Source organism: Luteimonas endophytica (genome assembly GCF_029887875.1).
GTDB lineage: Bacteria > Pseudomonadota > Gammaproteobacteria > Xanthomonadales > Xanthomonadaceae > Luteimonas > Luteimonas endophytica.
On sequence record NZ_JARXRM010000036.1, the window covers coordinates 75,495 to 100,699 of the forward strand.

Genomic DNA, 25,205 nt, shown 5'->3' on the forward strand with positions numbered 1-25,205 from the left:
GCGCCGGAAGTCCTGCCCGGGGTGGAGCCGGACCACGGCTCAGGACGCGGCGCCGGGCGCCGGGTCGTGGACCGTCAGGCCCGCCAGGGAACGCGTCGGCGCCGGGAACAGCAGGCTGGCGAGGTAGCCGACCACGATGCAGACCAGGATGGAGATGGCGAGATAGAAGTACGAGTGCACCAGCTCCAGGTACCTGGCCACCAGCGTCAGGACGATGGCGCTGGCGATGCCGATCGCCACCCCCGGCGCGTTGGCGCGGCGGGTGAACATGCCCAGGGTGTAGGCGCCGGCGAAGCCGCCGCCGAGCAGCCCGAACAGTTCGATCGAGATGTCCAGCAGCGAATGGATGTCGAACCGCGACAGCAGCAGCGCCAGGCCGATCCCGATCAGGCCCACCAGCACCCCGGTCGCCTCGGCCAGGCGCACGCTGGTCCGCTGGCTCGGGTTGCGGACCAGCCGCTCGTAGAAGTCCACCGAGACCAGGGTGGAGACGCTGTTGATGATGCTGGAGAGGGTGGACATGGCGGCGGCGAAGATGCCGGCGACGATCAGCCCGGTCACCCCCATCGGCAGCTCGGCGGCGATGAACAGCGGGAAGGTGGCGTCGATCGGCAGCAGCGGGTCCATGCGCTCCGGATGCGCCTTGTAGTAGACGTAGAGCGCGGTGCCGATGCCGTAGAACATGCAGCCGCCGGGGATCATGATCGCCGCGAACGTCCACACCGAGCGCCCGGCCTCGCGGTCCGAGCGCGTCGACAGCACCCGTTGCATCAGCACCTGGTCCTTGGGAAAGGTGAGCACCACGTCGAACAGCACCAGGAACAGGAAGCCCCAGACCGTGGCCTGGGTGAGATCGAAGCTGAAGTCGAGCAGCTTCATCTTGTCCCCGGCCTCCACGGCGGCGGTGAACTCCGGCAGGCCGCCGTCGATCTGCAGCAGGATGAAACCGATCGCGAACAGCGCGCCGCCGAACATCACGAACACCTGCACGAAGTCGGTCCAGACCACCGCCTTCATCCCGCCCAGGGTGGTGTAGAGGATGGTGAAGCCGCCCATGATCAGCACGCTCCAGACCACGTCGATGCCGGTGATGGTGGCGATCGCCAGAGACGGCAGGAACAGGATCACGCTCATCCGGCTGCCGATCTGCACCACGATGCACAGCGCGCTGGCGATCATCCGGATCGCCGGGTGGAAGCGCGTCTCCAGGTACGAGAACACCGACATCAGGTCGAGCCGCCGCAGCAACGGCACGATCCACACCGCCACGAACATCAGCCCGACCACGGCGATCAGGTTGTTGGTCAGGTACTGCCAGTTGCTCTCGAACGCCTTGGCAGGAATGGCGATGAAGCTGATCGAACTGACGTTGGTGGCGTACAGGCTCACCCCCGCTACCCAGAACGGGATCGAGCGACCGCCGACGAAGAAGTCGGCGGTCGAGGCGTTGCGGTCGCGGGCATAGAAGAACAGCCCGATGGCGACCATGGCCGCCAGGTAGACCGCCATGATGATCCAGTCCAGCCAGCGCAGCAGCAGCCGGCCCGATTCGACCTCGCTGGTGGCGAGCCGCGGCGCACCCGCCGAGTCGTCGAGCCAGGCCATGCCGTCGCCCCACGGCGCCGCGGCGCGGATCGTTCCGGCGCGTGCGCCGGGCGGCTCGGCCCAGGCGCCGGTGATGGTGTTGTAGCTCAGGAACGCCGACCCGTCGGGATCGCGCACCGCGAGCAGCAGATGCGCCTGCCCGAGCGCACGGGCCGCGCCGGCGACGACCGTCCCCGGGACCGGGCCGAGTTCGCGCCAGCCGTCGCCGGCGGTCCAGCGCAGCAGGCGGTCCGTCCGCCCCGCCCCGCCGCCGTCCACGGCGAGGTGGACGCCCTGGGCGGTGGCCACCAGCGCCCGCGGCGCGCCGCCGCCCGGCCAACCCTCGCGAGCGGTCCACCCCGAGGCACGATCGGCGCCGTCGCGGGTCAACAGCCGCGGGCTGCCGTCGGCGCCCAGGCCCGCGACGTACAGCGCACCGGCCCGGGCCGCGCCCTGGGCCTGCGCGAGCGGCGCCGGCAGCTCGGGCGGGAGGCCGGGGGCCGCCGTTGCCGCCGGCGCATCCAGGCGCACGATCCGCGTCACGGCCCGGGGCGTCCCCACGGGCGCCAGCAGCAGGTAACCGGCGCCGCCCGCGTCGGCGAAGCCGGCCGCGACCGCACTGCCGGCCGGCCTGCGCCATGGCAGCGCCCGCCCCCGCCCCGCATCGTCCAGCATCCAGGCGCGGTCGCCGGCCACCACCACCGGCACGCCGGCCACGGCGACCAGGACCTCCGGCGCCGGCGCGTCCGCCGGCCACGCCGGCAGCGGGCCGGTCCGCAACGTGGACAGGCTTTCCGCCAGCGCCGGCGCGGCGAACAGCAGCGCCACCGCGACCAGGGCGGTCGAGGCCAGATGCCGCCACGCGCGCCCGACGCCGCAGCGCCCACATCGCCAGCGGCGAACGGCGGCGCCAGCGCCGCCATCCCGCCCGGCGCCGCGTTCAGCGCGCATCCCGCCCGCGCGGTCCGTCGAGGCGTTCCAACAACTCCCTCGCGCGCCGCAGGTAGGGCGGGTCGATCATCTTGCCGTCGAGCACGAACGCGCCGCGGCCGTTGCGGCCGGCCTCGGCCGCGGCGGCAACGATGCGGCGCGCCTCCTCCGGATCCGGGGCTGCGCCATCGAACACCTCGTTGGCCCAGCGGACCTGGCGCGGATGCACGCAGCTCTTGCCGCGGAATCCCAGCTGCCTGGCGAGCTCCGCCTCGGCGCGGAAGCCGGCCTCGTCGTGCAGCAGCGGATAGGCGCTGTCGCAGACGAAGCAACCGCCCTCGCCCGCCGCCATGCGCAACGCGAACAGCGCCGCGTGCACGTTGGCGGCGCTGGCGCGCTCGATGCCCAGCGGCTCGAACAGATCGCCCAGACCCAGCTGCAACCCGGCGACGCGCGGGTGCGCGCGGGCGATCTCGTGCGCCGCGCGCAGCGCCCGCGCGCTTTCGATGTTGACCAGCAGCGCGATCGGCGCCGCGACGCCGTTGCGGCGCTCCGCGGCCTCCAGCGCCTCGGCCGCCCGCGCCACGTCGGCCGCGCCGGCGGCCTTCGGCAGGTTGATCAGGTCCACGCCGGGACGGGCGAAGGCCGCCAGGTCGGCATCGAAGTGCGGCGACTCCAGCGCGTTGATCCGCACGATCACCAGCTTTCCGGTCTCCGCCGCCGCGGTCGAGTCGAGAAACGCCATGATATCGACGCGGGCCGCCGCCTTGGCCTGTTCCGGGACCGAATCCTCGAGATCCAGCGAGATCGCGTCGGCCTCGCCGGCGAACGCCTTGGCGAAAAGCTCCGGCCGCGAGCCGGGAACGAACAGCTTGCTACGCATGGCGCGGCACTTCCATGGCGCGCAGTGTGGGCGAAGGGGAACCCGGAAAAGCTCGCTTCCGCGCATCTTCAAACGATACTTTTTGTTCCGTGCGTGCGCGAGCGCACCGGCAGCGACGGGCGCCCCGGGCTCAGCCGCGCAGGTGCTCCAGTTCGGCGGCCACCCTGCGCAGGTCGGCATGCAGATCCTCCCGGGCCAGGGCGCGGTCGCGGCCGCGCTTGCGCAGGACCGCCGAGGGGTGCCAGCTGGCGATGGCGCGCACGCCGCCGGGAAGCTCGTGCCAGCGGCCGCGGCCGGCGACGATGCCGAACCCGGGGCCGAACACGGTCTGCGCCGCCATCGCGCCGAGCGCCACCACGAGGTCGGGACCGACGCGGTCGACCTCGGCGGCCAGCCACATGCGGCAAGCAGCCTGCTCGGCCGCGTTGGCGCGCTTGTGCAGCCGCGCCTTGCCGCGGCGTTCGAACTTGAAATGCTTGACGGTGTTGGTGACGTAGAGATCGCGCCGCTGCAGTCCGGCGGCGTCGAGCGCCTCGCCCAGCAGCCGCCCCGCCGGTCCGACGAACGGCTTGCCGGCCAGGTCCTCCCGATCGCCGGGCTGCTCGCCGAGCAGCATCACCCGCGCGCGCGAGCTGCCCTGGCCGAACACCGCGTGGGTGGCGTCGCGCCACAGCGGGCAGGCCCGGCATTCGGCGGCCTTGCGCCGCAGCGTCGGCAGGCCGCCGGCCGGAACCTCGCGCACGGGCTTGGCGAAGGGCCAGTCGACCTCCACCGAGGGTTTCGGGCGCTCACCCGGTCCACCCACGGCGCACCCCGCTCAGGCGGGCGCCGGCCCGGCGGGGACCGGGGCGCGCGTCTCCGCGCGGATCCGCACCGGCACCGTCTTGCCCGCGGGCACGTGGCTGTCGATGGCGTGGTGAGCGACCGGGATCAGCGGATTGCACTCCGGGTAGTAGCCCACGATGCATCCGTCCGGCACGTCGTAGGGCACCACCCGCAGACCGCCGACCTCGCGCTCGATGCCGTCGCTGCAGTCGCCGACCAGGTCGACGAGTTGCCCGGCGCGCAACCCCAGCCGCGCGATGTCGGCTTCGCTCACCAGCACCACCCGGCGGGTGCCCTCGATCCCGCGAAAGCGGTCGCGGTAGCCGTAGATGGTGGTGTTGAACTGGTCGTTGCTGCGCAGGGTGATCAGGCGCATCAGCTGCGCCGCATCGGCGAAACCGGTGGCGCACAGCACCTCCGGGACCATGAACTCGGCCTTGCCGCTCGCGGTTTTCCAGCGCCGTTCGCGGGCGGCGATCGGTCGCGGAAAGCCGCCGGGCGTGGCCATGCGACGGTTGAAGCCCTCGAACTGGTCCGGGTAGGTCGCCTCGATCGCGTCGCGGATCCTGCCGTAGTCCGCCACCCATTCGCGCCATGGCACCTCCGGGCGCGGCTCCAGCGCGGCCTCGGCGATGCCGGCGACGATCGCCGGTTCCGACAGCAGCTCGCGGCTTGCCGGCTCGTGGGTACCGAACGAGGCATGGATGCAGGCGGTGCTGTCCTCGGTGGTCACGATCTGGTCGCCGCCGGCCTGGGTATCGCGCTCCAGCCGCCCCAGGCACGGCAGCAGCAGCGCGAGCTCGCCGCACAGCAGATGGCTGCGGTTGAGCTTGGTGGCCACCTGCACGGTCAGCCGCAGCCGCTCCCACGCCGGTTCCAGCTGGCGTGTATCGGGCGCGGCGCGCACGAAGTTGCCGCCCAGGCCGATGAAGGCGCGCACCGAACCGTCGAGCACCCCTTCGACCGTGCCGATGGTGTCGAGCCCCTTGCGACGCGGCGGGTCGAACCGGTACAGCTCCGCCAGCCGCTCGAGCGGCACCAGCTCGGGCTTCTCGCTGATGCCGACGGTGCGCTGGCCCTGCACGTTGGAATGCCCGCGGACCGGGCAGATGCCCGCGCCGGGGCGGCCGACGTTGCCGCGCATCAGCATGAGATTGCAGAGCATCCGTACGTTGTCGACGCCGCGGCGGTGCTGGGTCAGGCCCATGCCGTAGATCAGGATGCTGGAGCGCGCGGCGGCGTAGGTCGCGGCGGCGCCCTCGATGGCGGCGCGCGCCAGGCCGGACTCGCGCTCGATCTCGTCCCAGCCGGTGGCGCGCAGCGAGGCGGCGAAGTCCTCGAACCCCCGCGTATGCACGGCGATGAAGTCGACGTCGAGCACCCGGGCCCCGCCCTCGCGGGTGGCGGCGTCGTCCAGCGCCAGCAGCGCCTTGCACAGCCCCTGGATCAGCGCCAGGTCGCCACCCGCGCGGACCTGGTGGTAGCCGGAGCTGATCCGGGTCGCCGTGCCGGTCGCCATCGACAGCGGCTCCTGCGGATTGACGAAGCGCTCCCAGCCGCGCTCGCGCAGCGGGTTGAAGGTCAGGATCGGCACGCCGCGCCGGCTGGCCCGCTGCAGCTGGTGGAGCATGCGCGGAGCGTTGGTGCCGACGTTCTGGCCGAACGACAGGATGCAGTCGGTGGCCTCGAAATCCTCCAGCCGCACCGTGCCCACCGGCACGCCGATGCTGCGCGGCAGCCCCACCGAGGTGCTTTCGTGGCACATGTTGGAGCTGTCGGGCAGGTTGTTGTTGCCGTACAGGCGCGCCAGCAGCGCGTACATGTACGAGGTCTCCAGGGAGGCGCGCCCGGAGGCGTAGAACACCACGCTTTCCGGATCCAGCGCGCGCAGTTCGCGGCCGATGGCGGCGAACGCCTCGTCCCAGGTGATCGGTACGTAGCGGTCGCTGTCGCGGTCGTAGCGCAGCGGTTCGGTCAGCCGGCCTGCGCGCTCGAGATCGAAATCCGCCCACTCCAGCAATTCGGAAACCGGGTGGTCGGCGAAGAAGTCGGCGCCGACGCGGCCCTGGTCCAGTTCCCAGAAGGTGGCCTTGGCGCCGTTCTCGCAGAACTCGAACGCGTGCGGATCCTTCGGCTTGGCCCATGCGCAGCTCACGCACATGAAGCCGTCGGCCTTGTTCTGGCGGACCAGCTGGCGCATCGCCTCCGCGGTCGGCACCTCGCTGCCGGTGCCGAAGCGCATCAGCGAGTGCACCGAGCCCCAGCCGCCGGCGGGGCCGTCGTAGGGCTCGAACTTCAGGTCCGTGGGCTCGTGCATGTCCGCTCCCGCGCAACGCGTCCGGTCGTTGATAGCGCAGCCCCGGGCAAAGCCCAGTGAAGCGCGGCCGAAAACGCAAACGGCGCAGCCTTCGGGCCGCGCCGTCTCGGGGAATCCACCGCATCGCGGTGGTGGGCGGTACAGGGTTCGAACCTGTGACCCCTACCATGTCAAGGTAGTGCTCTACCGCTGAGCTAACCGCCCACTGGCCCGCGCGGGACTCCAGCGCAGGGCCGCGAATTCTACCCCGCGGCCCGGCCGGCGACAACCTGGGGCGGCCGCCGCAGGGCCCGCCGGGACGGACGGCCGCCGGCGGCTGCGGCCGGATCGGCGGCGTCTCCAGGCATGGCCCGCCACGCCGGCTTTCGCGCGCATGGCGCGCTCCTACGGTGGTCGACCGCCGCGGCCCTGTAGGAGCGGCCCGTGGCCGCGAAGGCCGCGGGCGACACCGGTCAGCCGACCAGTGTGGCTTCCTTCAGCTTGCGGATACGGTCGCGGACCCGCGCCGCGTCCTCGAACTCGAGGTCGCGGGCGTGCTGGTACATCTGCTGTTCCAGCGCCTTGAGCCGGGACGCCAGCTGCGCCGGATCCATCGCGGCGTAGTCCTCGGCCTCCTCGGCGACCTTGCGGCCCTTGCCCCGGCCGCGCTTCTCCAGCGCCGGCTCGGGACGCGCGCCCTCCATGATGTCGACGATCGCCCGCGCCACGGATTTCGGGGTGATCCCGTGCTCGGCGTTGTATTCGACCTGCTTCTGGCGGCGGCGGTCGGTCTCGTCCAGCGCCGCGCGCATCGAGCGGGTGACGGTGTCGGCGTACAGGATCGCCTTGCCGCGCAGGTTGCGCGCGGCACGGCCGATGGTCTGGATCAGCGAGCCGCTGGAGCGCAGGAAGCCCTCCTTGTCGGCGTCCAGGATCGCCACCAGCGACACCTCGGGCATGTCCAGTCCCTCGCGCAGCAGGTTGATCCCGACCAGCACGTCGAAGTTGCCCAGGCGCAGGTCGCGGATGATCTCGACCCTTTCCACGGTGTCGATGTCCGAGTGCAGGTAGCGCACCCGCACCCCGTGCTCGCCCAGGTATTCGGTGAGGTTCTCGGCCATGCGCTTGGTTAGGGTGGTGATCAGCACCCGGTCGCCCATCGCCACGCGTTGGTTGATCTCCCCGAGCACGTCGTCGACCTGGGTGGCGACGGGGCGGATCTCGACCTCGGGGTCGATCAGCCCGGTCGGGCGCACCACCAGTTCCACCACCTCGCCATCGGATTCGCGCAGCTCGTACTGCCCCGGCGTGGCCGAGACGAAGATGGTGCGCGGCGAGCGCTCCTCCCACTCCTCGAAGCGCAGCGGGCGGTTGTCCAGCGCCGAAGGCAGCCGGAAGCCGAACTCCACCAGGGTTTCCTTGCGCGAGCGGTCGCCCTTGTACATGGCGCCGATCTGCGGAACGGTGACGTGCGACTCGTCGACCACCAGCAGCGCGTCCGGGGGCAGGTAGTCGAACAGGGTCGGCGGCGGCTCGCCGGGCAGGCGCCGGGTCATGTGCCGGGAGTAGTTCTCGATGCCGTTGCAGAACCCCACCTCGGCCATCATCTCCAGGTCGAACTGGGTGCGCTGCGCGAGGCGCTGGGCCTCGACCAGCTTGTTCTGGGCGTACAGCTGCTCCAGCCGCTCCTTCAGCTCGATCTTGATCGTCTCGACCGCGTTGAGCACGCTCTCGCGGGTGCTGGCGTAGTGGGTCTTCGGGTAGACGGTGTAGCGCGGCACCTTGCGCTGCACCTCGCCGGTGAGCGGGTCGAACAGGCTGAGGTTCTCGACCTCGCCGTCGAACAGCTCGATACGCAGCGCCTCGGCCTCCGACTCGGCCGGGTGCACGTCGATCACCTCGCCGCGCACCCGGTAGGTGCCGCGGCGCAGTTCGGTGTCGTTGCGGGTGTACTGCAGCTCGGTGAGCTGGCGGATCAGCGCGCGCTGCTCGATGCGCTCGCCCCGGGCCAGGATCAGCCGCAGTTTCAGATAGTCCTCGGGATCGCCCAGGCCGTAGATCGCCGAGACCGTGGCGACGATGATCGCATCGGACCGCGACAGCAGCGCCTTGGTCGCCGCCAGCCGCATCTGCTCGATGTGATCGTTGATCGAGCTGTCCTTCTCGATGTAGGTGTCCGAGGACGGCACGTAGGCCTCGGGCTGGTAGTAGTCGTAGTAGCTGACGAAATACTCGACCGCGTTGTCGGGAAAGAACGCCTTGAACTCGCCGTACAGCTGCGCCGCGAGGGTCTTGTTGTGGGCCATCACCAGGGTCGGCTTCTGCACCGCCTGGATCACGTTGGCGATGGTGTAGGTCTTGCCCGAGCCGGTGACGCCGAGCAGGGTCTGCCGGGCCAGGCCGGACTCGAAGCCGTCGATCAGGCGGGCGATCGCGGCCGGCTGGTCGCCGGCCGGGGTATAGGGCGCCACGAGGCGGAAGCGGGAGTCTGCAGCCTTGTCGGTCATCGGTCGCTGGGGGCGCGGGGGAAGGCCCAGTCTAGTGGCTGGTGACTGCGGCTGGGTGAGCGAGGAGCAACGGCGCCCTCCGCCCCTACCCGTCTTCCGGCGAATTCCTACCCCCGATTCGCCGCAGTGCCGACGGACGGTGGCCCCGCACCGGCCGACAATGCGGAACGTTTCACGGCAAGGACGCCGACGATGACCCGCAAGGAGTCAGGTTTCACCCTGATCGAAGCGATGGCCGTGCTCGCCATCGTCGCCATCACCCTCGCCATCGGCCTGCCCGCCTTCGGCGAGGTGCTGCGGCGCCAGCACGCGGCCACCGCCATGCACCTGGTGGGCACCGACCTGGCGATGGCCCGCAGCAGCGCGATCATGGGCCGCGGGGCGGTGGTGGTCTGTCCGCGCACGCCCGCGCTGCGCTGCCGCGGCGACCGTGACTGGGGCGAGGGCTGGATGGTGTTCCGCGATCCGGACGGCGACCGCCAACCGGGCCGGCCCGCCGACATACTCCGCGCCAGCGACGGTCCGGGTGCGGCCGCCCGCGGCCTCAGCCTGCGCTCCAGCCGCCGCCATGTCGTCTATCGCGCCGATGGCCGCAGCCTAGGCAGCAATCTCAGCGTGGCCGCCTGCACCGGGGATCGGCTGGCCGGAAAGGTGATCGTCAGCAACCTGGGACGGGTGCGCACCGAGCGGCCCGCGCGCCCGGTGCCCTGCCCGGGTGGCTGAGGCCGGCTGCGGCCCGGACGAGATCGGCGAGGCGGCAGCGCCGGCCTCCTCCCGCGGGCGCTCGCGCCCGGCGCCACCGCCACGTGTCGCCGCGCCCCCGAGCCGCCTGCCCGGTCGGCCCGCGCCTCCACCGGCGTGCGGGGCGACGGGGTCCGGGCACGCGATCGGCCCGCCCCGGCACGGACGAAGTGGCCGGCGCGCGATCGGTGGTCTCCTTGACCGGCGCGGCCAAGCCACTAAAATGGCCGTCCCCGCCCGAATAGCTCAGCTGGTTAGAGCACTTGACTGTTAATCAGGGGGTCGTTGGTTCGAGTCCAACTTCGGGCGCCACCTTTCTCTTCCGCTGGCTTCGCATACGTCGGTACGCAAGCGGAAACTCCCGGCAGTCAAACCGGTGACTGGCATGTACATCGCATGCTGCCGGCATTGTTTGATACCAGCCGGGGCATCTCCGCTTGGAACCGTGCGTAGATGGTGGCCGACACCACCCTCTGCACAGAGGCCGAATCGACACTCTACAGAGGGCGAGCGCGATGACCTGTGCCTGGTGGTCGCTCCGAACGAGCCCAAGCAACGGCGCTGCCGTTAGGCAAGGATACATGAGCACCGACGGCTACCAACAATCGGCCGCAGCGCCTGATCCTCCGACGATGTCTTTTTCTCCAGTGCTGCTGAGCGTCAACGACATGCACCTGGTGTCTCGCGCCTGTGCACCTTGGGGCACCGCAGTCAATAAGTAGGAATTCGCGTCGACGGCGGAGATGCCTATGACGTAGCGCGCTTCCCCCCCCCTCGGCGACTGGCGATCGGTCGCGGCCACCGTGTCCCAGAAGGTTTCGTAAGTGTTGTTGGTCGTGTGATGACGTTCGGCCCGTTGCGCCAGCTCGACGAGGTCCGCTTTGGCTTGACCGCGCCGCGATTTACGAACCTGTTCCTGATAGGACGGAACGGCGATCGCTGCAAGAATGGCAACGACGGCCACCACCACCATCAGTTCGATGAGAGTGAAGCCAGCAACAGACCGGCGGACGCCGCTTCCTGGACTTGACCGTCGCGGAGAGATCTCCACGCATGTTCCTCTGCCAGTGCTCATTCGATCTGCCTCCAAGACTGCCGGCCGCAGGGATAGGGCAAATACAAGGGGTCTGCCAGCCCTGCCACGGTAACGGCCATCCAGCATTGCCGTTCCGCGGGACTCGGGGGAGCGCCGGGTGCTGTCGGATCATCTGGAGTGGCCGGCGCCAAACGCGGGACGACATTCACAGCAACATCGCGCACTGGCGCACTTCCTCCGGTAGCTAGTTGAATAGCTGCGGTGCCCTGCCCTGGCGAATCGCCATCGGGGGAACCGACACGAACGTTCGACAAGCCCGCGGTTCCGCTTCTGGCGTTAAGCCCGAACAACCAGTTGAAGCCGGAGGCTGAGCACCCAGCCGTCTCTGCCTCAGGAGCGTAGGTCGGCATAAAGATCACCCCAGAGGCGATACGGGGATTGCCGACGAACCTTTCCCCAGCCGGCAGATCGATGAACCATCCAAGCGGAGAGACTGGAACTGTGGCGTTCACACTCAAGATGCGCACACCATCTTCCGTTTCGACCGATTGGCCCAACAAATGGCTCCTAGACAACGTCTGGGAAGTAGGGCCACGCTCGACATCGTTGATCGCGTAGAGCGACTGCAAAGACCTGTCTGCAGGGTCACCGTGGAAAGAGAAACTTCCGGTGCCAAAGTACAGCATCACACCACCGCGCGGACCGACTGCAGCGGTCATCCCACCGGTGATCGGCTGTCGATAGTTCTGTCCACCCTCGGTGTACTCATCGGTCACGAACAACGGCCTCACCGGACTAGCGGGAGCCGCCGCACGCAGATCGAACTTCCACAGGGCGCCTTTTTGATCCGCCGCATAGACGGTATCGGCAAATCCATCCCGAATCCCGCTATTGAGATCGTTTCCACCCCAACGATCTACGATGACCACATTGCCTAGCCCGTTTGTACCCGCGATGCTGGATCCGGCTTCAGTGGCTTCGATCATCGTGATCTCAGGAGTACCGCTGTCGATGTCGACGACGAACAGGACAGCCTTGCCGCTGGCACTATTGTATCCATTGCCGAACACCGCGACCCAACGCACATCGCCGCCCGGAACAGTCTTGACCGGCACGACGACCGGCTTGCCGAGCACATGTCCTATGTTCTCGCGCACGTCCTGCGCCAGCGATAAATCGAGATCGCTAACTTCCCACAAGCGGCTCGAAGCGTTAAAACCCGCAGGATCGGAAACGTCCAGAGCAAAGACGCTTCGCCCACCCGCCCCCGCCGTCCCAACCAGAACGGTTCGCCAGTTATTGGAGGAATCTCGCGCATCGGACACCGTGATCGGCCCGTCCACATAATAGCGATGGGTAAACTTCTGGTCGCCTTGGCTAGCAGGGTCATAGGGAAATAGCAAATTTCCCATGTGCCCGAGCGCCGTCGCCGGAATGTAGCCGAACCGCTCTTCTCCGCCCGCTGCGGCATCCATTTCCTGATCCGCGTTCATCCCGCCGTCGAACGCATGCAGCATTCCAGCATTGGCCCCCACATACACCATGTAGCGTCGCGAACGTTTTTTGACGAGATAATCTCCGTACTCGCTTGCGATCGTTCCACCGAGCAGACGATAGCCATAATCGTCTGTTGGCGAACTGATGACGGGGGTCGAATTGACGATGTCGCCCAAGGGAGTGCTTCGATCCCTTAGCGTACCGCCCCTCTCACGTTCCAGCGAATCACCGGCAAGCAGATAATCGATTACACCCGCGATATCCACCCCGAGGGCGGAGATTTCGCCAGCGCTGCAGCGCGCGATACCCGGATAGAGGTCCCCAGGCTTGTCGCAAAGATCGGGCAACGCGACGTTTGCGGCATTGAAACGACGGGTGCCCGCACCATCCGCGAACCAGACATTACGCGATCCGGGGCCCAGTTTGTCACTTGCCTCCCAGGCGGTAGAGAAAACTGCCTCGCGAGTGACGGGGTCGATCGACACTTGCTGTGCCGTCAGTGTACTGAACCAGTCAGTTCCTTCATTGCGAGCCTCATATCGCGGCACCACCGTCAGGGAGCCGTCCCCGATTCTCGCCCCGGTAAGGCCGATGGTGCCGGACGGGGAAGCGCCCGACGCCACCGCCGCCAGAATCCTGCGCATCGCGGCCGAGATCGCAGCCGGAGTTGTGGCGTTGATCATCTCGCCACGGGCATTCAGCGTTGCGTGCCACATTTCGTCCACGGCGTGTGGATTCATGTCGACGCGAGCGGTGTGCCAAGACGGCGAACTGGAAAACGGGTCCGGCGTGACCGTCCAAGGCGTAGCCGGGTTGGGAACATAATCCACACCATACATATGGCCGAGCGTGCCCAGCGTTACTCCATAGAAATTCATGTGCAGGTTGGTCTGGCAATCCAGCCTAGGGTCTGGATCGGTAACGTCGCAGGACTCGGGAACCGGAACGTTGTTTGCTTCGATGTCTGGTCGCAGACTATCCAAATAGTAGGGAACCACGATGTCCGCCATTGTGTTGCCCACCGAATCGGCGAATGGAGCAGTGGGCATCCTCGTCCCATCCAAATTTCCGCCAACATTCGGGCTGCCGGAGTCGTTAATGTAACCGTCCGTGAAAAGCATACCCGCATTCTTCTGGCAACTCAGTTGGATCGGCGCCCCATCGCCGGTTCTCTTAAACTGCGCACCAAGATGATTTACTGCCTGGCGGCTGGGCGTACTTCCATTGGCAATCAGACGATGGAAGTCCGAGTAAAGCGCGGCCTTGGCTGTCTCGTTGCCCATGTCCCGCATGACGACATCATTGCGGTTGTTGATCCGGAACCAACCGATCGACATGTCGTTGACCGAGAGAAGCGCGTTTGTCAGCCCGGCGACGAGCGATTCGCGCCGGGTCCGGTAGTAAGTGAACCAATTCGCAAAGTTCTGGATGGCTTCGTCGTAGAGTTCCGGGCTGGCGTAGTTTTCAAGCTTGATTTCGTAACGGTAGAGCCGTTCTCCCGCGGCCAGCCCGTGGGCATCGGGAACCTCCACTGGTTCCGCCGTATATCCAGGCAACGTGCCTGTCTTGAGATAAAAGGTCGCCGGGAAGTACTCTATACCGAGCCTGCAATTGTTTCCCGTAATGGCGTTTCCGGTGTTGGTGATGCTCGCAACCGTCACCTCGGAAGCTAAAGTGTGCCACTCCCCATTTGGACCGGGGATGTTTCCGCAGTAGTTGTTTGGCCTGTAATACACCAATCCCTGGGGGAGCACCATTCCACTGTGCACTCGAAAGCCCCATTGGTTTCCACCAGCCGTATTGCCCCCGTGTTCGCGCACAGGACGAGTAAGATCGAATGTCCTGTTGATCTTGTTGTTGACACCGGCCGGACGAGGATCGACCGGAGCTGCGGCAGGGTCTATATCGCTGTAATCCGATCTATCAGCATTCTTCCAGGGTTCGTAGCTGACGCGAGGATCGAAGTACGCGGGATTGAAATCCGGGGATCTCGCGAAGCCGAATACATCCAGGGGTGGAATACTGTTCTGATAGTTGTTTCGCCCCGGATAGGGAAAAAGCATCAGATACCGGTAGGCATCGCTGTTGACGTTCCCATATCCCCAAGCGACGGAACTCGAATTGAAGAAACTGTTGTTGCGCCAGACAAATACTCCATCTCGGGTATTGTTCAACGTCTCCCAGTTCATGGATCCGGAATCGTCGAGCGCCATGATGAAGGATGCTGGCACTTGGACCTGAGTATTCAGGGGCGCCTGCGCCAGCACGCCCTGGCCCTGCGCCGCGATCAAACCATAAAGAAAGTACCCGGCGCCCCCCGCTGCTGCCAGGGTGATTGCGGCAAAGATCGTCTTGATGCGGCGGGAGGGCATGTTTGCGTTCCTCAGAGCTTGAAAACGGTATCGACCGCAGCAGCGGAGGTACGATTCGTACTGGAGTCGACATCGTAGGCGGTGATCTGATAGATGCTGATGGGCGTCACATCGCCGACGGGGCCGACGCCCAACGGGATCGGAGATTCTCCTACGATGCATTCGTCGATCTTACGAATGTTGCTGACCGGCGCGGTGGTAAGCGCTTGGGCTGCCAACCAGTCCTGAACGTCGAACGGCAGATCACAGTTTCGCTCAATGTCGGTCTCGACGACCACCGACGGACAACTCGCCGGGTCGGTGCGGTTGTCGAAGTCCTCGATGTTGCATTCGACATTCCGCGCAAGCGCTTCCGCGTTCTGGAAGGCAACATTCGTCGCATAGTAGTTTGCCGACATGCGCTCTTGCATGCCCGCAACTTGCAGGGCCACGATGCCGATCATGGCCAGAAGCACCAGCATGATGAGAGCAACGTAAAGCACCGCGCCACGTTGCCTTTCCATGGAGCTTGGGGTGGGTTGCAGATTTAGTTTGGCCATGGCCTCAGTTCCCGAACAGCCTATTGCGCAGAGCAACGGTGGATTCATAACCCGAACGGTAGCGGGTGTCGTTGGTCGCAGCAGGCTGGTACTCCACGCCAGCGATCCTGATGTAGTTGTCCGCGCTGGCGATCTCAGCTGCGGCCGCTGGGGCCGGGCTGCGTGCAAGTATGCCCACCTGGACCAGCCCGACCCGCCGCCATTCATTCGCGATCGCCTCATTGGTGCCCGCGCCAGCAAGCAGCGCGGCTGCTGTCCCTTGCTCGGTGATGTTTCCGACCGGCGGGGTGTCCGCAGTTAGCGTTGGCACATCGTCCTGCCCGTAGAGCAGCTGCAGACTTTCGATCCCCTCGACCAGCTCTTCCCTGTCGTCCAAGGGATAGGCGCCGGTGTGATCGGCCCGCGCTCGAAACAGTGCCGGTTCTCCTGATGTTCCCCGGCCAACGTAGTACACCAGGGAGTTGGCACGGTAGATCCTTGTCTGCGATCCGGGCTGGGAGCCGTACGCGTCGACAAGATGCGTAGTAGGAACGGCGGCCGCGACAGTTATCGCACCTGCTCCACCATTCGCATGAAACACTGTGGAGTGGGTGCAATCGGCAATTCCAAATAAAGTTGGATTGGCAACGCCCTCATCGGTCAAAGCGCCCCAACTTCCAACGGGCATGTTCACCGTTTCACTTCCGGGCGCACCAGAAATGTCGCTAATTGGAGCGCTAAGATTTCCTAGATAGCGGAGCACGATGATGTCGCTGCCAGGAAGCGGGTTCAGCGCCGCAAGCTCCCCCGGCACCGCGGGTGTCCAGTTGGCCGCTGGACTTCCGATCACCACCGTTGCATTAGGACCGGTTCCGGTGGCCTCGTAACCCTGAATGGAGATCTGGAAGTTCAGAGGATGCGTGACCGAGGGCGCAGCCACATGCACTGAAGGATCGCCCTCCTCTTTGACCCAGTGGGCCTGATCATTGACGCAACCAAAGTGGCCCGCCATCCGGATATCGCGCTGGAGAAAATCCATCGCGAAGCGGGCGTTTTCCTGGGTACGCGCCATTCCCTCGGAGAGCTGATAGGCGGTACGGGAGGCGGCGAAGACCTGAACCAGCCCCAACACCAACACGGTACCGATCGCCAGCGCGATCATTATCTCGATCAGCGACAGGCCCTGGATACTGCGATGCCGACTGTAAGTGCTCATAGACGTGTCGTCAGTTCGAAGGTGGTGTCGGGGCTGGCGGGATTCCATCGCTGATCTCCCCAACTGACCGCCACCGTGACCAGGCCAGCCGCGTAGGTCACCCGGGCTCCGGCACTCTCGCCCAGCGTGCGAAACACTTGACATTGCCACCGCTCGATACTGTCCTCTATCGCCACAGTACCCACGGTCCGCTCCTCGCAGTCCGCGCTGGTCACTTCTCCCGCATCAAAGTCCGCACCAGCCTCGCCCGCGTACCAGGCAGCGGCAAACCGGTTCGCACGCATCTGGTCGAGCAGGTCGTAGGTCAGATTGGTCGCCTGAGTCCGTTGATTCGCGCTTTGCGTATAACGGAGATTCATGGTTTGAAGCAGGGCGAAACCTAGCAGACCCAGAGCGAGAACCAGCAGTGCGACCATCACCTCGATCATGCTGAAACCCGCCGTCCGACCAGCAAGACTACGGCCCGAACGCCTGTTCATGAGCAGCTGCTCCTCCGCATTCTGGTTTGTCCTGTTGGGGTCAGGCTGACCTGCCTAACCAGTTCTTGACCGGTCGGGCAGCCATCGGGTTGCAGCGCGAACTGACGTTGGCTGCCTATCGGACGACCTCGTCGGTCGAACCGGATGACATTCTTCACGGCCTCCGTCGTCTCCATGTCCACCTCGAGCTTGGTCATCGCTTGAACATGACGCAGGACGCGATCATCCGGCGAAGTCAGCAAACCGTCACCATTGACGTCTATCCAGACGATCCAGCCGCCATTCCAGGAGCCCACGCTGCAGGTGGCCCCATCCGCACTAGTGCAGATCGCCGCGCCGCCGGGACTACGGATAGCCTCCGAACGGGCGAGCGCCAAGGACGCCATGAGCTCATTGGTCCCGGTAGCGACCCGGTTGGAGCGCAGTGAACCCTGGAAGCTCGGTAGGCCGATCGCGGCCAAAATGGCAACGATGGCGACCGTCACCATCAACTCGACCAGCGTGAACCCCCGTTGGCGCATCCGATCCTCTCCCCTGCCCGCGTGGACGGGCGCGCAGGTAGCCTAATCGGCGCCAGCGCGGTTGCAACCTCGCCGGGGACAGGCGGTCGTCTGGCCCGACGAGCGCAATCGCGACGCCGCGGGCGTGATCGTGGTCGCGGGCGGAGCGGGCGCCCGCACGGTTCCGCGCGCGGCCGGACCGGTCTTCAGGCCCGCACTTCGTAGCAGGGCCGGTACTGGCCGGAGATCTTCATCCTGCGCTGCTGCACGAAGGCGCGAAGCAGCGCGTCCAGCGCTTCCATCATGTCGGTATCGCCGTGGATCTGGAACGGGCCGAACTCCTCGACCCGGCGCATCCCCTCTTCCTTGACGTTGCCGGCGACGATGCCGGAGAACGCGCGGCGCAGGTCGGCGGCCAGTTCGTGCGGCTTGCGGCCGTGGTGCAGGTCGAGCGCCGCCATCGCCTCGTGGGTGGGCACGAACGGCTGCTGGAACTCCAGCGGCACGTGCAGCGACCAGTTGAAGAAGAACGCGTCCTGCTGGGCCAGGCGGTGCTCCCGCACCCGCTCGACGCCTTCGGCCATGCGCCGGGCCACCCTGTCCGGCTCGGCGATGATGATCTCGTAGCGGGAGGTGGCGGCCTCGCCCAGGGTCAGGCGCAGGAACCGGTCGATCTGCTCGAAGTACGGCGCCGAGGCGGTGGGGCCGGTCAGGATCAGCGGGAACGGCAGCGCGGCGTTCTCCTCGCGCAGCAGCAGCCCGAGCAGGTACAGGATCTCCTCGGCGGTGCCCACGCCGCCCGGGAACACGATGATGCCGTGGCCGATCCGCACGAACGCCTCGAGCCGCTTCTCGATGTCCGGCATGATCACCAGGTGGTTGACGATCGGGTTCGGCGACTCGGCGGCGATGATGCCGGGCTCGGTGACGCCGATGTAGCGCGAACGGTCCAGGCGCTGCTTGGCGTGGGCCACGGCCGCGCCCTTCATCGGCCCCTTCATCGCGCCCGGGCCGCAGCCGGTGCAGATGTCCAGGGCGCGCAGGCCGAGCTCGTAGCCGACCAGTTTGGTGTAGTCGTACTCGTCGCGGTTGATCGAGTGCCCGCCCCAGCACACCACCAGGTTGGGATCGCCCGGGCGCAGGATGCGGGCGTTGCGCAGCAGCCCGAACACCGCATCGGTGATGCCGGCGGAGGACTCCAGGTCGACCGCGTACTCGGGGCCCAGCTCGATCGCCATGTAGGCCAAGTCACGGACCACCGCGAACAGCAGCTCGGCGACGCCGGCGATGATCCGGCCGTCGACGAACGCCATCGCCGGCGCGTTGGCCAGCTCGATGCGGATGCCGCGGTCGCGTTGCACCACCTGGATGTCGAAGTCCGAGTACAGTTCCTGCGCCGCGCGCGGGTCGTCCGAGGCGCTGCCGCTGGTGAGCACCGCCAGCGCGCAACGGCGCAGCAGGTCGTGCATGCCGCCGTGGGTGGCGTCCTTGAGGCGGGCCACTTCCTCGCGCGAGAGCACGTCCAGCCCGCCGCGCGGGTAGATCCGCGCGTTCACCACCGGCATCGCCCTCGATGCCCTGCTCGTTTCCGTCATGTCCGTGGTCGTTTCCGGTCGGGGGCGGCACTGTAGCGCAGCGCCGGGCGGAAAAGGAAACGGCCGGGGCGGGCCCCGGCCGTTCCTGTCCCGCGGTACGAACCCTGGCGGATCAGAACTTGTAGCGGAAGCCCAGCTGCAGGGCCCAGCGCGACTGCCCGGTGTTGTCGTACAGCCGCTCGCTGAAGACGCCGTCCGGATCGAAGTCGTAGATGTACTGGCCGTCCTCGTTGATGCCGTTCATGCGCGCCACCCGGCGCCCGAACGGGAAGCCGATCTCGTTGATCTGGCCCCAGTCCTTGTCGATCAGATTGCCGACGTTGAGGATGTCCAGCCACAGCTCCGACTTGTGCCCGTCGAAGAACCCGGGCAGCTCCTGGCTGATGCGGATGTCGAAGTTGTTGACCCACGACGAACGCTCGCTGTTGCGCTCGACCACGCCGCCCTGCTGCGCCATGAGCTCCGGATGCTGGCTCAGCCAGTCGAAGAACGCACGCTCCATCTCCGCACCGCCGGTGAACTCCACGTCGCCGAAGCCATCCGGCACGTAGAACAGATCGTTGGTCTCGCCGTCGCCGTTGGCGTCGTTGAGGTAGGTCCAGCTGTACGGGCGGCCGGTGCGACCCTCGTACACGACCGTGGCGGTGGTGCGGTAGTCGCCAAAGAACGCCCGCTGCCAGGTGAGGGCCGCGGTGAAGCGGTCGCTGATCTCGTAGTTGGAGGTGTCGGCGGTGGGCACGTTGGGGTTGAAGATCGCGCGACCGTCCCAGTTCGAATGGGCCTGCGACGAGGTCAGCGGGTTGACCTCCTCCGCGCTGGTCTTGGTGTACGCCGCCATCCACGACCAGTTCTCGGTCATCGGCTTGGTCAGGCTCAGCGTCAGCTGCTGGCTGCCGCCCTTGTTGGTCGGGCGCAGGTAGATGACGTTGTCGTTGCCAAGGCCGGTGATGTTGGACAGACCGTCGGGCAACTGGCCCGCCGCTTCCAGCTCGGCGACGGCCTGCTCGATCGCCACGTCCCGGTTGCAGCGCGGGCTGCTGGCGGTCGCGGGGGTGCAGTAGTAGATCAGCCGGCCATCGGGCCCGACCGCGGTCGGATCGCCCAGGCCGAGGATCTCATAGTGCAGCGCGGTCTCCACCTTGGTCAGCAGCAGTTCGGCCGAGGCGACGATTCCGTACCAGGGCAGTTCGTGATCGAAGGCCAGGTTGGCTTTCCACGACGACGGCTGCTCCATGTCGGGATCCATCAGCGCAACCACCATCTGCTGGTCGCTGTCCGGCGCCGGCTGGCCGTTCGGATCCATGGTGATCGGGTACTGCGCCCACAGCTCCTCGCGGGTGAGCGTATTGCCCGGATCGTCGATATCGATGCCGTAGATCTGCGGGGTATACCCTGAGTTCTGGAACGAGTTGCTGATCCAGACGTTGGCCGCCGCGCCCTGGAACAGGCCCACGCCACCGCGCAGCTGGGTCGGGCGTTCGCTGTCGAAGGTGTAGTTGAAGCCGAAGCGTGGCTGCCAGAGCTCGTTGCCGTCGATGGTGGCGGTGTTGTCGAGTCCGTAGGCCTGCTGGACGATCGGGTTGTACAGCGGCACGTCGTCGATCTTCGGAATGTCGACGCGCAGGCCGAAGTTCAGGGTCAGGTTGTAGGTCGGCGCCCAGGTGTCCTGCACGAACAGGCCGAGGTTCTCCTGCTCGTAGTTGGCGGCGATGCTGTCGAACGACTCGCCGGGCTGCGGCCTGCGCGAGCTGTAGCTGGCGTATTCGCCGCGGCGGAAATGATCGAGGCTGGCGAACGAATAGCTGCCGAACAGGTCGCGGCCGAACAGGTTGAAGATCTCGTTGCGTTCCCAGTCGAAGCCGGCCTTCAGCGTATGGTCGCCGAAGTAGAAGATGCCGGCACCGTAGGCGGACAGCTGCTCGGTCTCGACCCGGTTGATGTGGGTGAACTGCTCGGTGCCGAAGTTGAGGAACGGGCCATCGCCCGGCAGGTCGGGATCGGCCGGATCGGCGGGTCCGAGATTGACTTCGATCTGCGGGAGCGGATCGCCGAGCGGATTGCGCACCGCGAGATAGTCGCGGGTCGACAGCTTGAACTCGGTCGAGAACGTGTCGGTCCAGTCGCTGAACACCTGGGCGACCAGGCTCTCGAACGACTTCTCGTGCGAGTACCAGTAGCTGTTCAGCGAGATTTCGTCGTTGTCCAGGCCCGGCAGGTTGGCGTCGCTCTGCTCCAGCTTGCTGTAGCGAAGCGAGGCGCGGTGGTTGTCGCCGATGTTCCAGTCGATCTTGGCGGCGTACTCCTCGACGTCGGTGGTCAGGCCTTCTGGCACCGAGTACCCGCCGATATCCACGCCGTACACGTCACGGGCGATCTGCTGCGCCTCGGCGATGTCCTCGTTGGTCACGCCCTCGACGATGTTGGATGCGGACGAGCCCTCCGGACCGAACGAGGGGCCGGGCGCAGAGCGGGTGAACTTCTCGTAGTTGACGAAGAAGAACAGCTTGTCCTTGATGATCGGCCCGCCGAACGTGGCGCCGTAGGTCTCCTCGTCGATGAAGCCGCCGAACGGCGAGCCGTCCTCGTTGTCGCGCACCCAGTCCTGGTCGCGATAGACGTAATAGGCCGAGCCGGAGAACTCGTTGGTACCCGACTTGGTCACCGCATTCACCACCGCGCCGGTGCCGCCGGTGATGGAAGCGTCGTAGTTGGACAGGTCGATGTCGATCGCTTCGATCGCGTCCATCGAGACCGGCTGGCGCAGCGTCGGCAGGTTGTTGGCTTCCAGGCCGAACGGGTCGTTGGTGCGGACGCCGTCGATCAGGATCACGTTGTAGCGGGTGTTCTGGCCGGCGGCGGAGATCTCGCCGCGGCCCTTGTCGGTCTGGGCGATGCGCGGATCCATGCGCATGTAGTCCTGGATGTTGCGCTGGATCGACGGCAGCGCCTCGATCTGCTGCAGGCTCAGGCTGGTGCCGGTGCCCATCTTGGTGGCGCTGAAGATCTCGGAGCCGCCGGCGTAGCCGATCGCCTGCACCGACTCGAGGGTGGCGATGTCGCCGCTCAGCTGCGAGTTGATCTGGGTGGTCTGGTTGAGGGCGAGGTAGACGTCGTCCTCGGTGTCCGTCCCGGCGCCGGCCTTGTTGATGGTGATGGTGTACGGACCGCCGACACGCAGGCCGCGGGCGTTGTAGCGGCCGTTCGCGTCCGTGGTGGTGCGGTTCACCGTGCCCGATTCTGTATGGACGATCGTGACCTCCGCGCCCGCGACCGGCTGGCCGTCGGCGCCGACGACCTGGCCGCCGACACCGGCGGAGGTGCTCTGCGAGAACGCCGGCGCTGCGGCGAGCGCGACGATCAGACCGAGCGAGAGCCTGGAGAGTCGGACGCGGTGCTTGTGAGTCATTGTCGATAGCCTCGATGCGTGGGTGATGACCACGCGTGACGTGCGCATGGTCGTTTTTCGGAATGCGAAAGGTGTGGTGCGAAGGTGTCTAGGAGCCCCGGCCGGGCGCGAACAGGTGCGCTGCGGTTAACAACAGATTAACACGATAGCCGTCACGGATGACAGAGAAATGACAGCCCCGGAACCGTGCAACCCCCTGTCCGGAATGGCTTTTATCCGCCGCCTCAGCAAGGTCGGCTAAGTGCTTGTCATCTGGGGGAGCGCGCCGCCTCAGCCTGGGGTCAACCCCAGGTAGCCGACCACGCCGTCCAGCAGCATCTGCACCGAGATCGCCACCAGCAGCATCCCCATCAGCCGCTCCATGGCGATCAGGGCGCGCATGCCGAGCAGGCGGTACAGCCAGGTGGACGAGAACAGGATCGCCGCGGTGGCCGCCCACGCCAGCAGCAGCGCCAGGCTCCATTCGCCCAGCCGCTCCGGCTCGCTGCTGCCCATCAGCATCACCGCGGCCATCCCCGACGGGCCGGCCACCAGCGGAATGGCCATGGGCACGATGAACGGCTCGCCCTCGGGCAGCTCGCCCATCAGCCCCTGCGGCGGCGGGAAGATCATCCGCAGCCCGATCAGGAACAGCACGATCCCGCCGGCGATCGAGACCGATTCCTGGCGCAGGTGCATCAGCTCCAGCACGTACTTGCCGGCCCAGAGGAACAGCATCAGTACGCCCAGGGCGATCAACAGTTCGCGCGCCAGCACGATACGCTGCCGCCGCGGCGGCAGCCGCCGCAGCATGCCGAGGAACACCGGGATGTTGCCGAGCGGATCGAGGATCAGGAACAGCAGCAGCGCCGCGGAGGCGATGGTCATTGCGCGGCCAGCATCGGCAGGGCGATCCCGCCGACATCCGGGCCGGGGCGCCAGATCTGCCCGCGGCGCGCGGCGCCGGCTGCCGAGAGTAGTGTCACGCAGGCGCCCGCGTAGCGCTCCGGCTCGCAGGCACCGGCCCGGTCGCCTTCGACGTACGCGCGCGCGAGCAGCGGCGTGCGCATCGGCCCCGGCTGCAGGCCGCTGATCCGCACCGCGGTGCCGGCGAGTTCGGCGTGCAGCATCCGCACCATCGCATGCAGGCCCGACTGGGCGATGCCGTAGCCGCCCCAGTAGGCGCCGCTGGTGGCATCGGCGGCGTCGACCACGAACACCACCGAAGCGTCGGCGCCGCGCCGCAGCAGCGGCAGGCAGGCCTGGGTCAGCCACCAGCGCGCCGTGAGTCCCACGTGGATGGCACGTGCGAACGCCGCCGGGTCGGTGTGCTCGAGCGGGGTGAGGCCGCGGAACTCGGCGGCGCAGTGCATAAGCCCGTCGAGCCGGCCGTAGCCGGATTCGATGCGCCGGGCGAGTTCGGCGTAATCGTCGGGGCCGGCGCCTTCCAGGTCGAGCGGATACAGCACCGCCTCGCCCCCTTCGCGCTCGATCGCATCGAGCAGGCGGTTGAGCTTGGGGATGCGCCGCCCCAGCAGCACCAGGCGCGCGCCCGCACGCGCGCAGGCCAGCGAAGCGGCCTGGCCGAGACCGCCGTGCGCACCCGCGACCAGCACCACCCGTCCGTCCAGCGGCGCCGCGCCCGGCGCCTGGCCGGCAACGCCCGGGAAGGTCGCCGCGCTCACGCCTTCTGCGCTTCCGCGACCATCCGTGCCAGCTCGCCGGATTCGTGCAGCTCCACGGCGATGTCGCAGCCGCCGATCAGTTCGCCGTTGATGAACAACTGCGGGAAGGTCGGCCAGTTGGAATAGCGCGGCAGGTTGGCGCGGATTTCCGGCTCCTCCAGCACGTTGACGGTACGCAGGTCGCCGACGCCGGCGTCCTTGAGCACCTTGACGGTGCGGCTGGAGAAACCGCACATCGGGAACTGCGGCGTGCCCTTCATGAACAGGACGATCGGGTGGCCCTCGACCTCGGCCTGGATCCGCTGCATCACCATCTCGCGTACTCCTGGATTGCCCGCGCCGCGCGCGAAGGCCGGCGGCGGACGTGGGGTTAGAATCGGCGATTGTAAGGCCTCGCGCGCCCTGCGGCCGCTCGCGGGCCGTGGCCGCCACTCCCGAACCCGGTGCCCATGCCCATCGACCTGCCCGCCCTGCCCTACGATCGCACCGCCCTCGAGCCGTATCTGTCCGGCGACACCGTGGCACGGCACCACGACGGCCACCACCGCGCCCATGTGGATGCCCTCAACGCCATGGTCGCCGGCACCGCCTTCGCCGAGCTGGCGCTCGAGGAAATCGTGCGCAAGGCGCAGGGGGCGATGGCCGAACACGCCGCCCAGGCCTGGAACACCGGGCTGTACTGGCGCTGCCTGAAGCCGGCCGCTGCCGGCGGCGGCGGCGAACCCGAGGGGCGGCTGGCCGAGGCCCTGGCCGGCGCCTTCGGTAGCGTCGAGGGCTTCCGCGCGCAATTCGACGAAGCGGCCCTGCGCGGGTTCGGCTCCGGCTGGGCCTGGCTGCTGCGGCGCGACGACGGGCGCCTGGCGATCGCCGTGACCCCGCACTCGGTCACGCCGCTGACCGGGCCGGACACGCCCCTGCTGGCGTGCTGCCTGTGGGAGCACGCCTACCTGCCGGACTACGGTGCGAACCGGGCGAAGTACCTCGAGGCCTTCTGGCGCCTGGTGGCCTGGGAATCGATCGCCGCGCGCCTGTAGGAGCGGCCCCATGGCCGCGAAGGCCGCGGGAATCTCCGGCGCCGCGGCAGCGGTTCCGGGCATCGGCAACTGCGCCGGCTTTGGCGGGCACGGCCCGCTTCTGCGGCGGTCCGGGCGCTGCT

General features: G+C 67.2%; 18 protein-coding genes and 2 tRNA genes. 3 read left to right on the plus strand and 17 right to left on the minus strand.

The features are described 5' to 3' along the window. Positions 1-39 precede the first annotated feature (39 nt). The 6 genes from QFW77_RS12600 to uvrB form a co-directional block, all read right to left on the minus strand. Entirely contained in the window at positions 40-2,535 is a 2,496-nt protein-coding gene (locus QFW77_RS12600) for a sodium:solute symporter family protein (protein WP_280575093.1), read from the minus strand. Next, the gene (locus QFW77_RS12605) at positions 2,525-3,397 is read right to left on the minus strand and encodes an HpcH/HpaI aldolase/citrate lyase family protein (RefSeq protein WP_280575094.1); all 873 of its coding nucleotides are present in this window, start codon (positions 3,395-3,397) and stop codon (positions 2,525-2,527) included. The genes QFW77_RS12600 and QFW77_RS12605 overlap by 11 nt, the downstream gene beginning before the upstream one ends. A gap of 130 nt (positions 3,398-3,527) precedes the next feature. Then, the gene (locus QFW77_RS12610) at positions 3,528-4,169 is read right to left on the minus strand and encodes a UdgX family uracil-DNA binding protein (RefSeq protein ID WP_280575095.1); all 642 of its coding nucleotides are present in this window, start codon (positions 4,167-4,169) and stop codon (positions 3,528-3,530) included. 45 nt (positions 4,170-4,214) lie between these two features. Then, the gene (locus QFW77_RS12615) at positions 4,215-6,539 is read right to left on the minus strand and encodes an FdhF/YdeP family oxidoreductase (RefSeq protein ID WP_280575096.1); all 2,325 of its coding nucleotides are present in this window, start codon (positions 6,537-6,539) and stop codon (positions 4,215-4,217) included. Positions 6,540-6,668: 129 nt separating this feature from the next. Next, positions 6,669-6,743, minus strand: a tRNA-Val gene (locus tag QFW77_RS12620). A 248-nt stretch (positions 6,744-6,991) separates the two neighbouring features. Then, positions 6,992-9,025 (minus strand): excinuclease ABC subunit UvrB, encoded by a 2,034-nt coding sequence (gene uvrB / locus QFW77_RS12625; protein ID WP_280575097.1) that lies wholly within the window; start codon positions 9,023-9,025, stop codon positions 6,992-6,994. A 192-nt stretch (positions 9,026-9,217) separates the two neighbouring features. Between uvrB and QFW77_RS12630 the strand changes: the two genes are divergently transcribed. Together QFW77_RS12630 and QFW77_RS12635 are read left to right on the plus strand one after the other, a co-directional pair. Continuing rightward, entirely contained in the window at positions 9,218-9,748 is a 531-nt protein-coding gene (locus tag QFW77_RS12630; RefSeq protein ID WP_280575098.1) for a GspH/FimT family pseudopilin, read from the plus strand. 253 nt (positions 9,749-10,001) lie between these two features. Then, positions 10,002-10,078 (plus strand) — tRNA-Asn (locus QFW77_RS12635). A gap of 283 nt (positions 10,079-10,361) precedes the next feature. On the opposite strand, the gene QFW77_RS12640 is transcribed toward QFW77_RS12635, so the two are convergent. The 11 genes from QFW77_RS12640 to grxD form a co-directional block, all read right to left on the minus strand. Continuing rightward, positions 10,362-10,817 (minus strand): type IV pilin protein, encoded by a 456-nt coding sequence (locus tag QFW77_RS12640; protein WP_280575099.1) that lies wholly within the window; start codon positions 10,815-10,817, stop codon positions 10,362-10,364. A 20-nt stretch (positions 10,818-10,837) separates the two neighbouring features. Then, positions 10,838-14,671 (minus strand): pilus assembly protein, encoded by a 3,834-nt coding sequence (locus tag QFW77_RS12645; RefSeq protein WP_280575100.1) that lies wholly within the window; start codon positions 14,669-14,671, stop codon positions 10,838-10,840. Positions 14,672-14,682: 11 nt separating this feature from the next. After that, complete coding sequence (locus QFW77_RS12650; protein WP_280575101.1) at positions 14,683-15,210, minus strand: pilus assembly PilX family protein; 528 nt, start codon at positions 15,208-15,210, stop codon at positions 14,683-14,685. Between the two features lie 4 nt (positions 15,211-15,214). Further along, the gene (locus QFW77_RS12655) at positions 15,215-16,405 is read right to left on the minus strand and encodes a PilW family protein (protein WP_280575102.1); all 1,191 of its coding nucleotides are present in this window, start codon (positions 16,403-16,405) and stop codon (positions 15,215-15,217) included. Further along, complete coding sequence (gene pilV / locus QFW77_RS12660; protein WP_280575104.1) at positions 16,402-16,884, minus strand: type IV pilus modification protein PilV; 483 nt, start codon at positions 16,882-16,884, stop codon at positions 16,402-16,404. The genes QFW77_RS12655 and pilV overlap by 4 nt, the downstream gene beginning before the upstream one ends. Next, a complete protein-coding gene (locus tag QFW77_RS12665) occupies positions 16,881-17,405 on the minus strand; it encodes a GspH/FimT family pseudopilin (protein ID WP_280575105.1) in 525 nt (174 codons plus the stop codon). Before QFW77_RS12665 ends, pilV begins: the two co-directional genes overlap by 4 nt. Before the next feature lie 185 nt (positions 17,406-17,590). Beyond that, positions 17,591-18,979: a nucleotide 5'-monophosphate nucleosidase PpnN gene (gene ppnN, locus QFW77_RS12670; protein ID WP_280575106.1), complete on the minus strand. Its 1,389-nt coding sequence runs from the start codon at positions 18,977-18,979 to the stop codon at positions 17,591-17,593. 112 nt (positions 18,980-19,091) lie between these two features. Next, positions 19,092-22,385, minus strand: coding sequence for a TonB-dependent receptor (locus QFW77_RS12675; RefSeq protein ID WP_280575108.1), 3,294 nt, complete (start codon positions 22,383-22,385; stop codon positions 19,092-19,094). Between the two features lie 270 nt (positions 22,386-22,655). Next, positions 22,656-23,252, minus strand: coding sequence for a MarC family protein (locus QFW77_RS12680; protein ID WP_280575109.1), 597 nt, complete (start codon positions 23,250-23,252; stop codon positions 22,656-22,658). Next, positions 23,249-24,049 (minus strand): SDR family NAD(P)-dependent oxidoreductase, encoded by an 801-nt coding sequence (locus QFW77_RS12685; RefSeq protein ID WP_280575110.1) that lies wholly within the window; start codon positions 24,047-24,049, stop codon positions 23,249-23,251. Before QFW77_RS12685 ends, QFW77_RS12680 begins: the two co-directional genes overlap by 4 nt. Continuing rightward, entirely contained in the window at positions 24,046-24,363 is a 318-nt protein-coding gene (gene grxD, locus QFW77_RS12690) for a Grx4 family monothiol glutaredoxin (protein ID WP_280575111.1), read from the minus strand. Before grxD ends, QFW77_RS12685 begins: the two co-directional genes overlap by 4 nt. 135 nt (positions 24,364-24,498) lie before the next feature. On the opposite strand from grxD, the gene QFW77_RS12695 reads away from it, so the two are divergent. Then, a complete protein-coding gene (locus tag QFW77_RS12695) occupies positions 24,499-25,083 on the plus strand; it encodes a superoxide dismutase (RefSeq protein ID WP_280575112.1) in 585 nt (194 codons plus the stop codon). Positions 25,084-25,205: the final 122 nt, after the last annotated feature.

Excerpts from the sequence above, each read along its gene's own strand:
- grxD (WP_280575111.1), bottom strand. The coding sequence starts at position 24,363 with ATGGTGATGCAGCGGATCCAGGCCGAGGTCGAGGGCCACCCGATCGTC.
- QFW77_RS12645 (WP_280575100.1), bottom strand. The coding sequence starts at position 14,671 with ATGCCCTCCCGCCGCATCAAGACGATCTTTGCCGCAATCACCCTGGCA.
- QFW77_RS12600 (WP_280575093.1), bottom strand. The coding sequence starts at position 2,535 with ATGCGCGCTGAACGCGGCGCCGGGCGGGATGGCGGCGCTGGCGCCGCC.
- QFW77_RS12665 (WP_280575105.1), bottom strand. The coding sequence starts at position 17,405 with ATGCGCCAACGGGGGTTCACGCTGGTCGAGTTGATGGTGACGGTCGCC.
- pilV (WP_280575104.1), bottom strand. The coding sequence starts at position 16,884 with ATGAACAGGCGTTCGGGCCGTAGTCTTGCTGGTCGGACGGCGGGTTTC.
- QFW77_RS12680 (WP_280575109.1), bottom strand. The coding sequence starts at position 23,252 with ATGACCATCGCCTCCGCGGCGCTGCTGCTGTTCCTGATCCTCGATCCG.
- QFW77_RS12630 (WP_280575098.1), top strand. The coding sequence starts at position 9,218 with ATGACCCGCAAGGAGTCAGGTTTCACCCTGATCGAAGCGATGGCCGTG.
- uvrB (WP_280575097.1), bottom strand. The coding sequence starts at position 9,025 with ATGACCGACAAGGCTGCAGACTCCCGCTTCCGCCTCGTGGCGCCCTAT.
- QFW77_RS12655 (WP_280575102.1), bottom strand. The coding sequence starts at position 16,405 with ATGAGCACTTACAGTCGGCATCGCAGTATCCAGGGCCTGTCGCTGATC.
- QFW77_RS12650 (WP_280575101.1), bottom strand. The coding sequence starts at position 15,210 with ATGGCCAAACTAAATCTGCAACCCACCCCAAGCTCCATGGAAAGGCAA.
- QFW77_RS12615 (WP_280575096.1), bottom strand. The coding sequence starts at position 6,539 with ATGCACGAGCCCACGGACCTGAAGTTCGAGCCCTACGACGGCCCCGCC.
- QFW77_RS12695 (WP_280575112.1), top strand. The coding sequence starts at position 24,499 with ATGCCCATCGACCTGCCCGCCCTGCCCTACGATCGCACCGCCCTCGAG.
- QFW77_RS12605 (WP_280575094.1), bottom strand. The coding sequence starts at position 3,397 with ATGCGTAGCAAGCTGTTCGTTCCCGGCTCGCGGCCGGAGCTTTTCGCC.
- QFW77_RS12675 (WP_280575108.1), bottom strand. The coding sequence starts at position 22,385 with ATGACTCACAAGCACCGCGTCCGACTCTCCAGGCTCTCGCTCGGTCTG.
- ppnN (WP_280575106.1), bottom strand. The coding sequence starts at position 18,979 with ATGACGGAAACGAGCAGGGCATCGAGGGCGATGCCGGTGGTGAACGCG.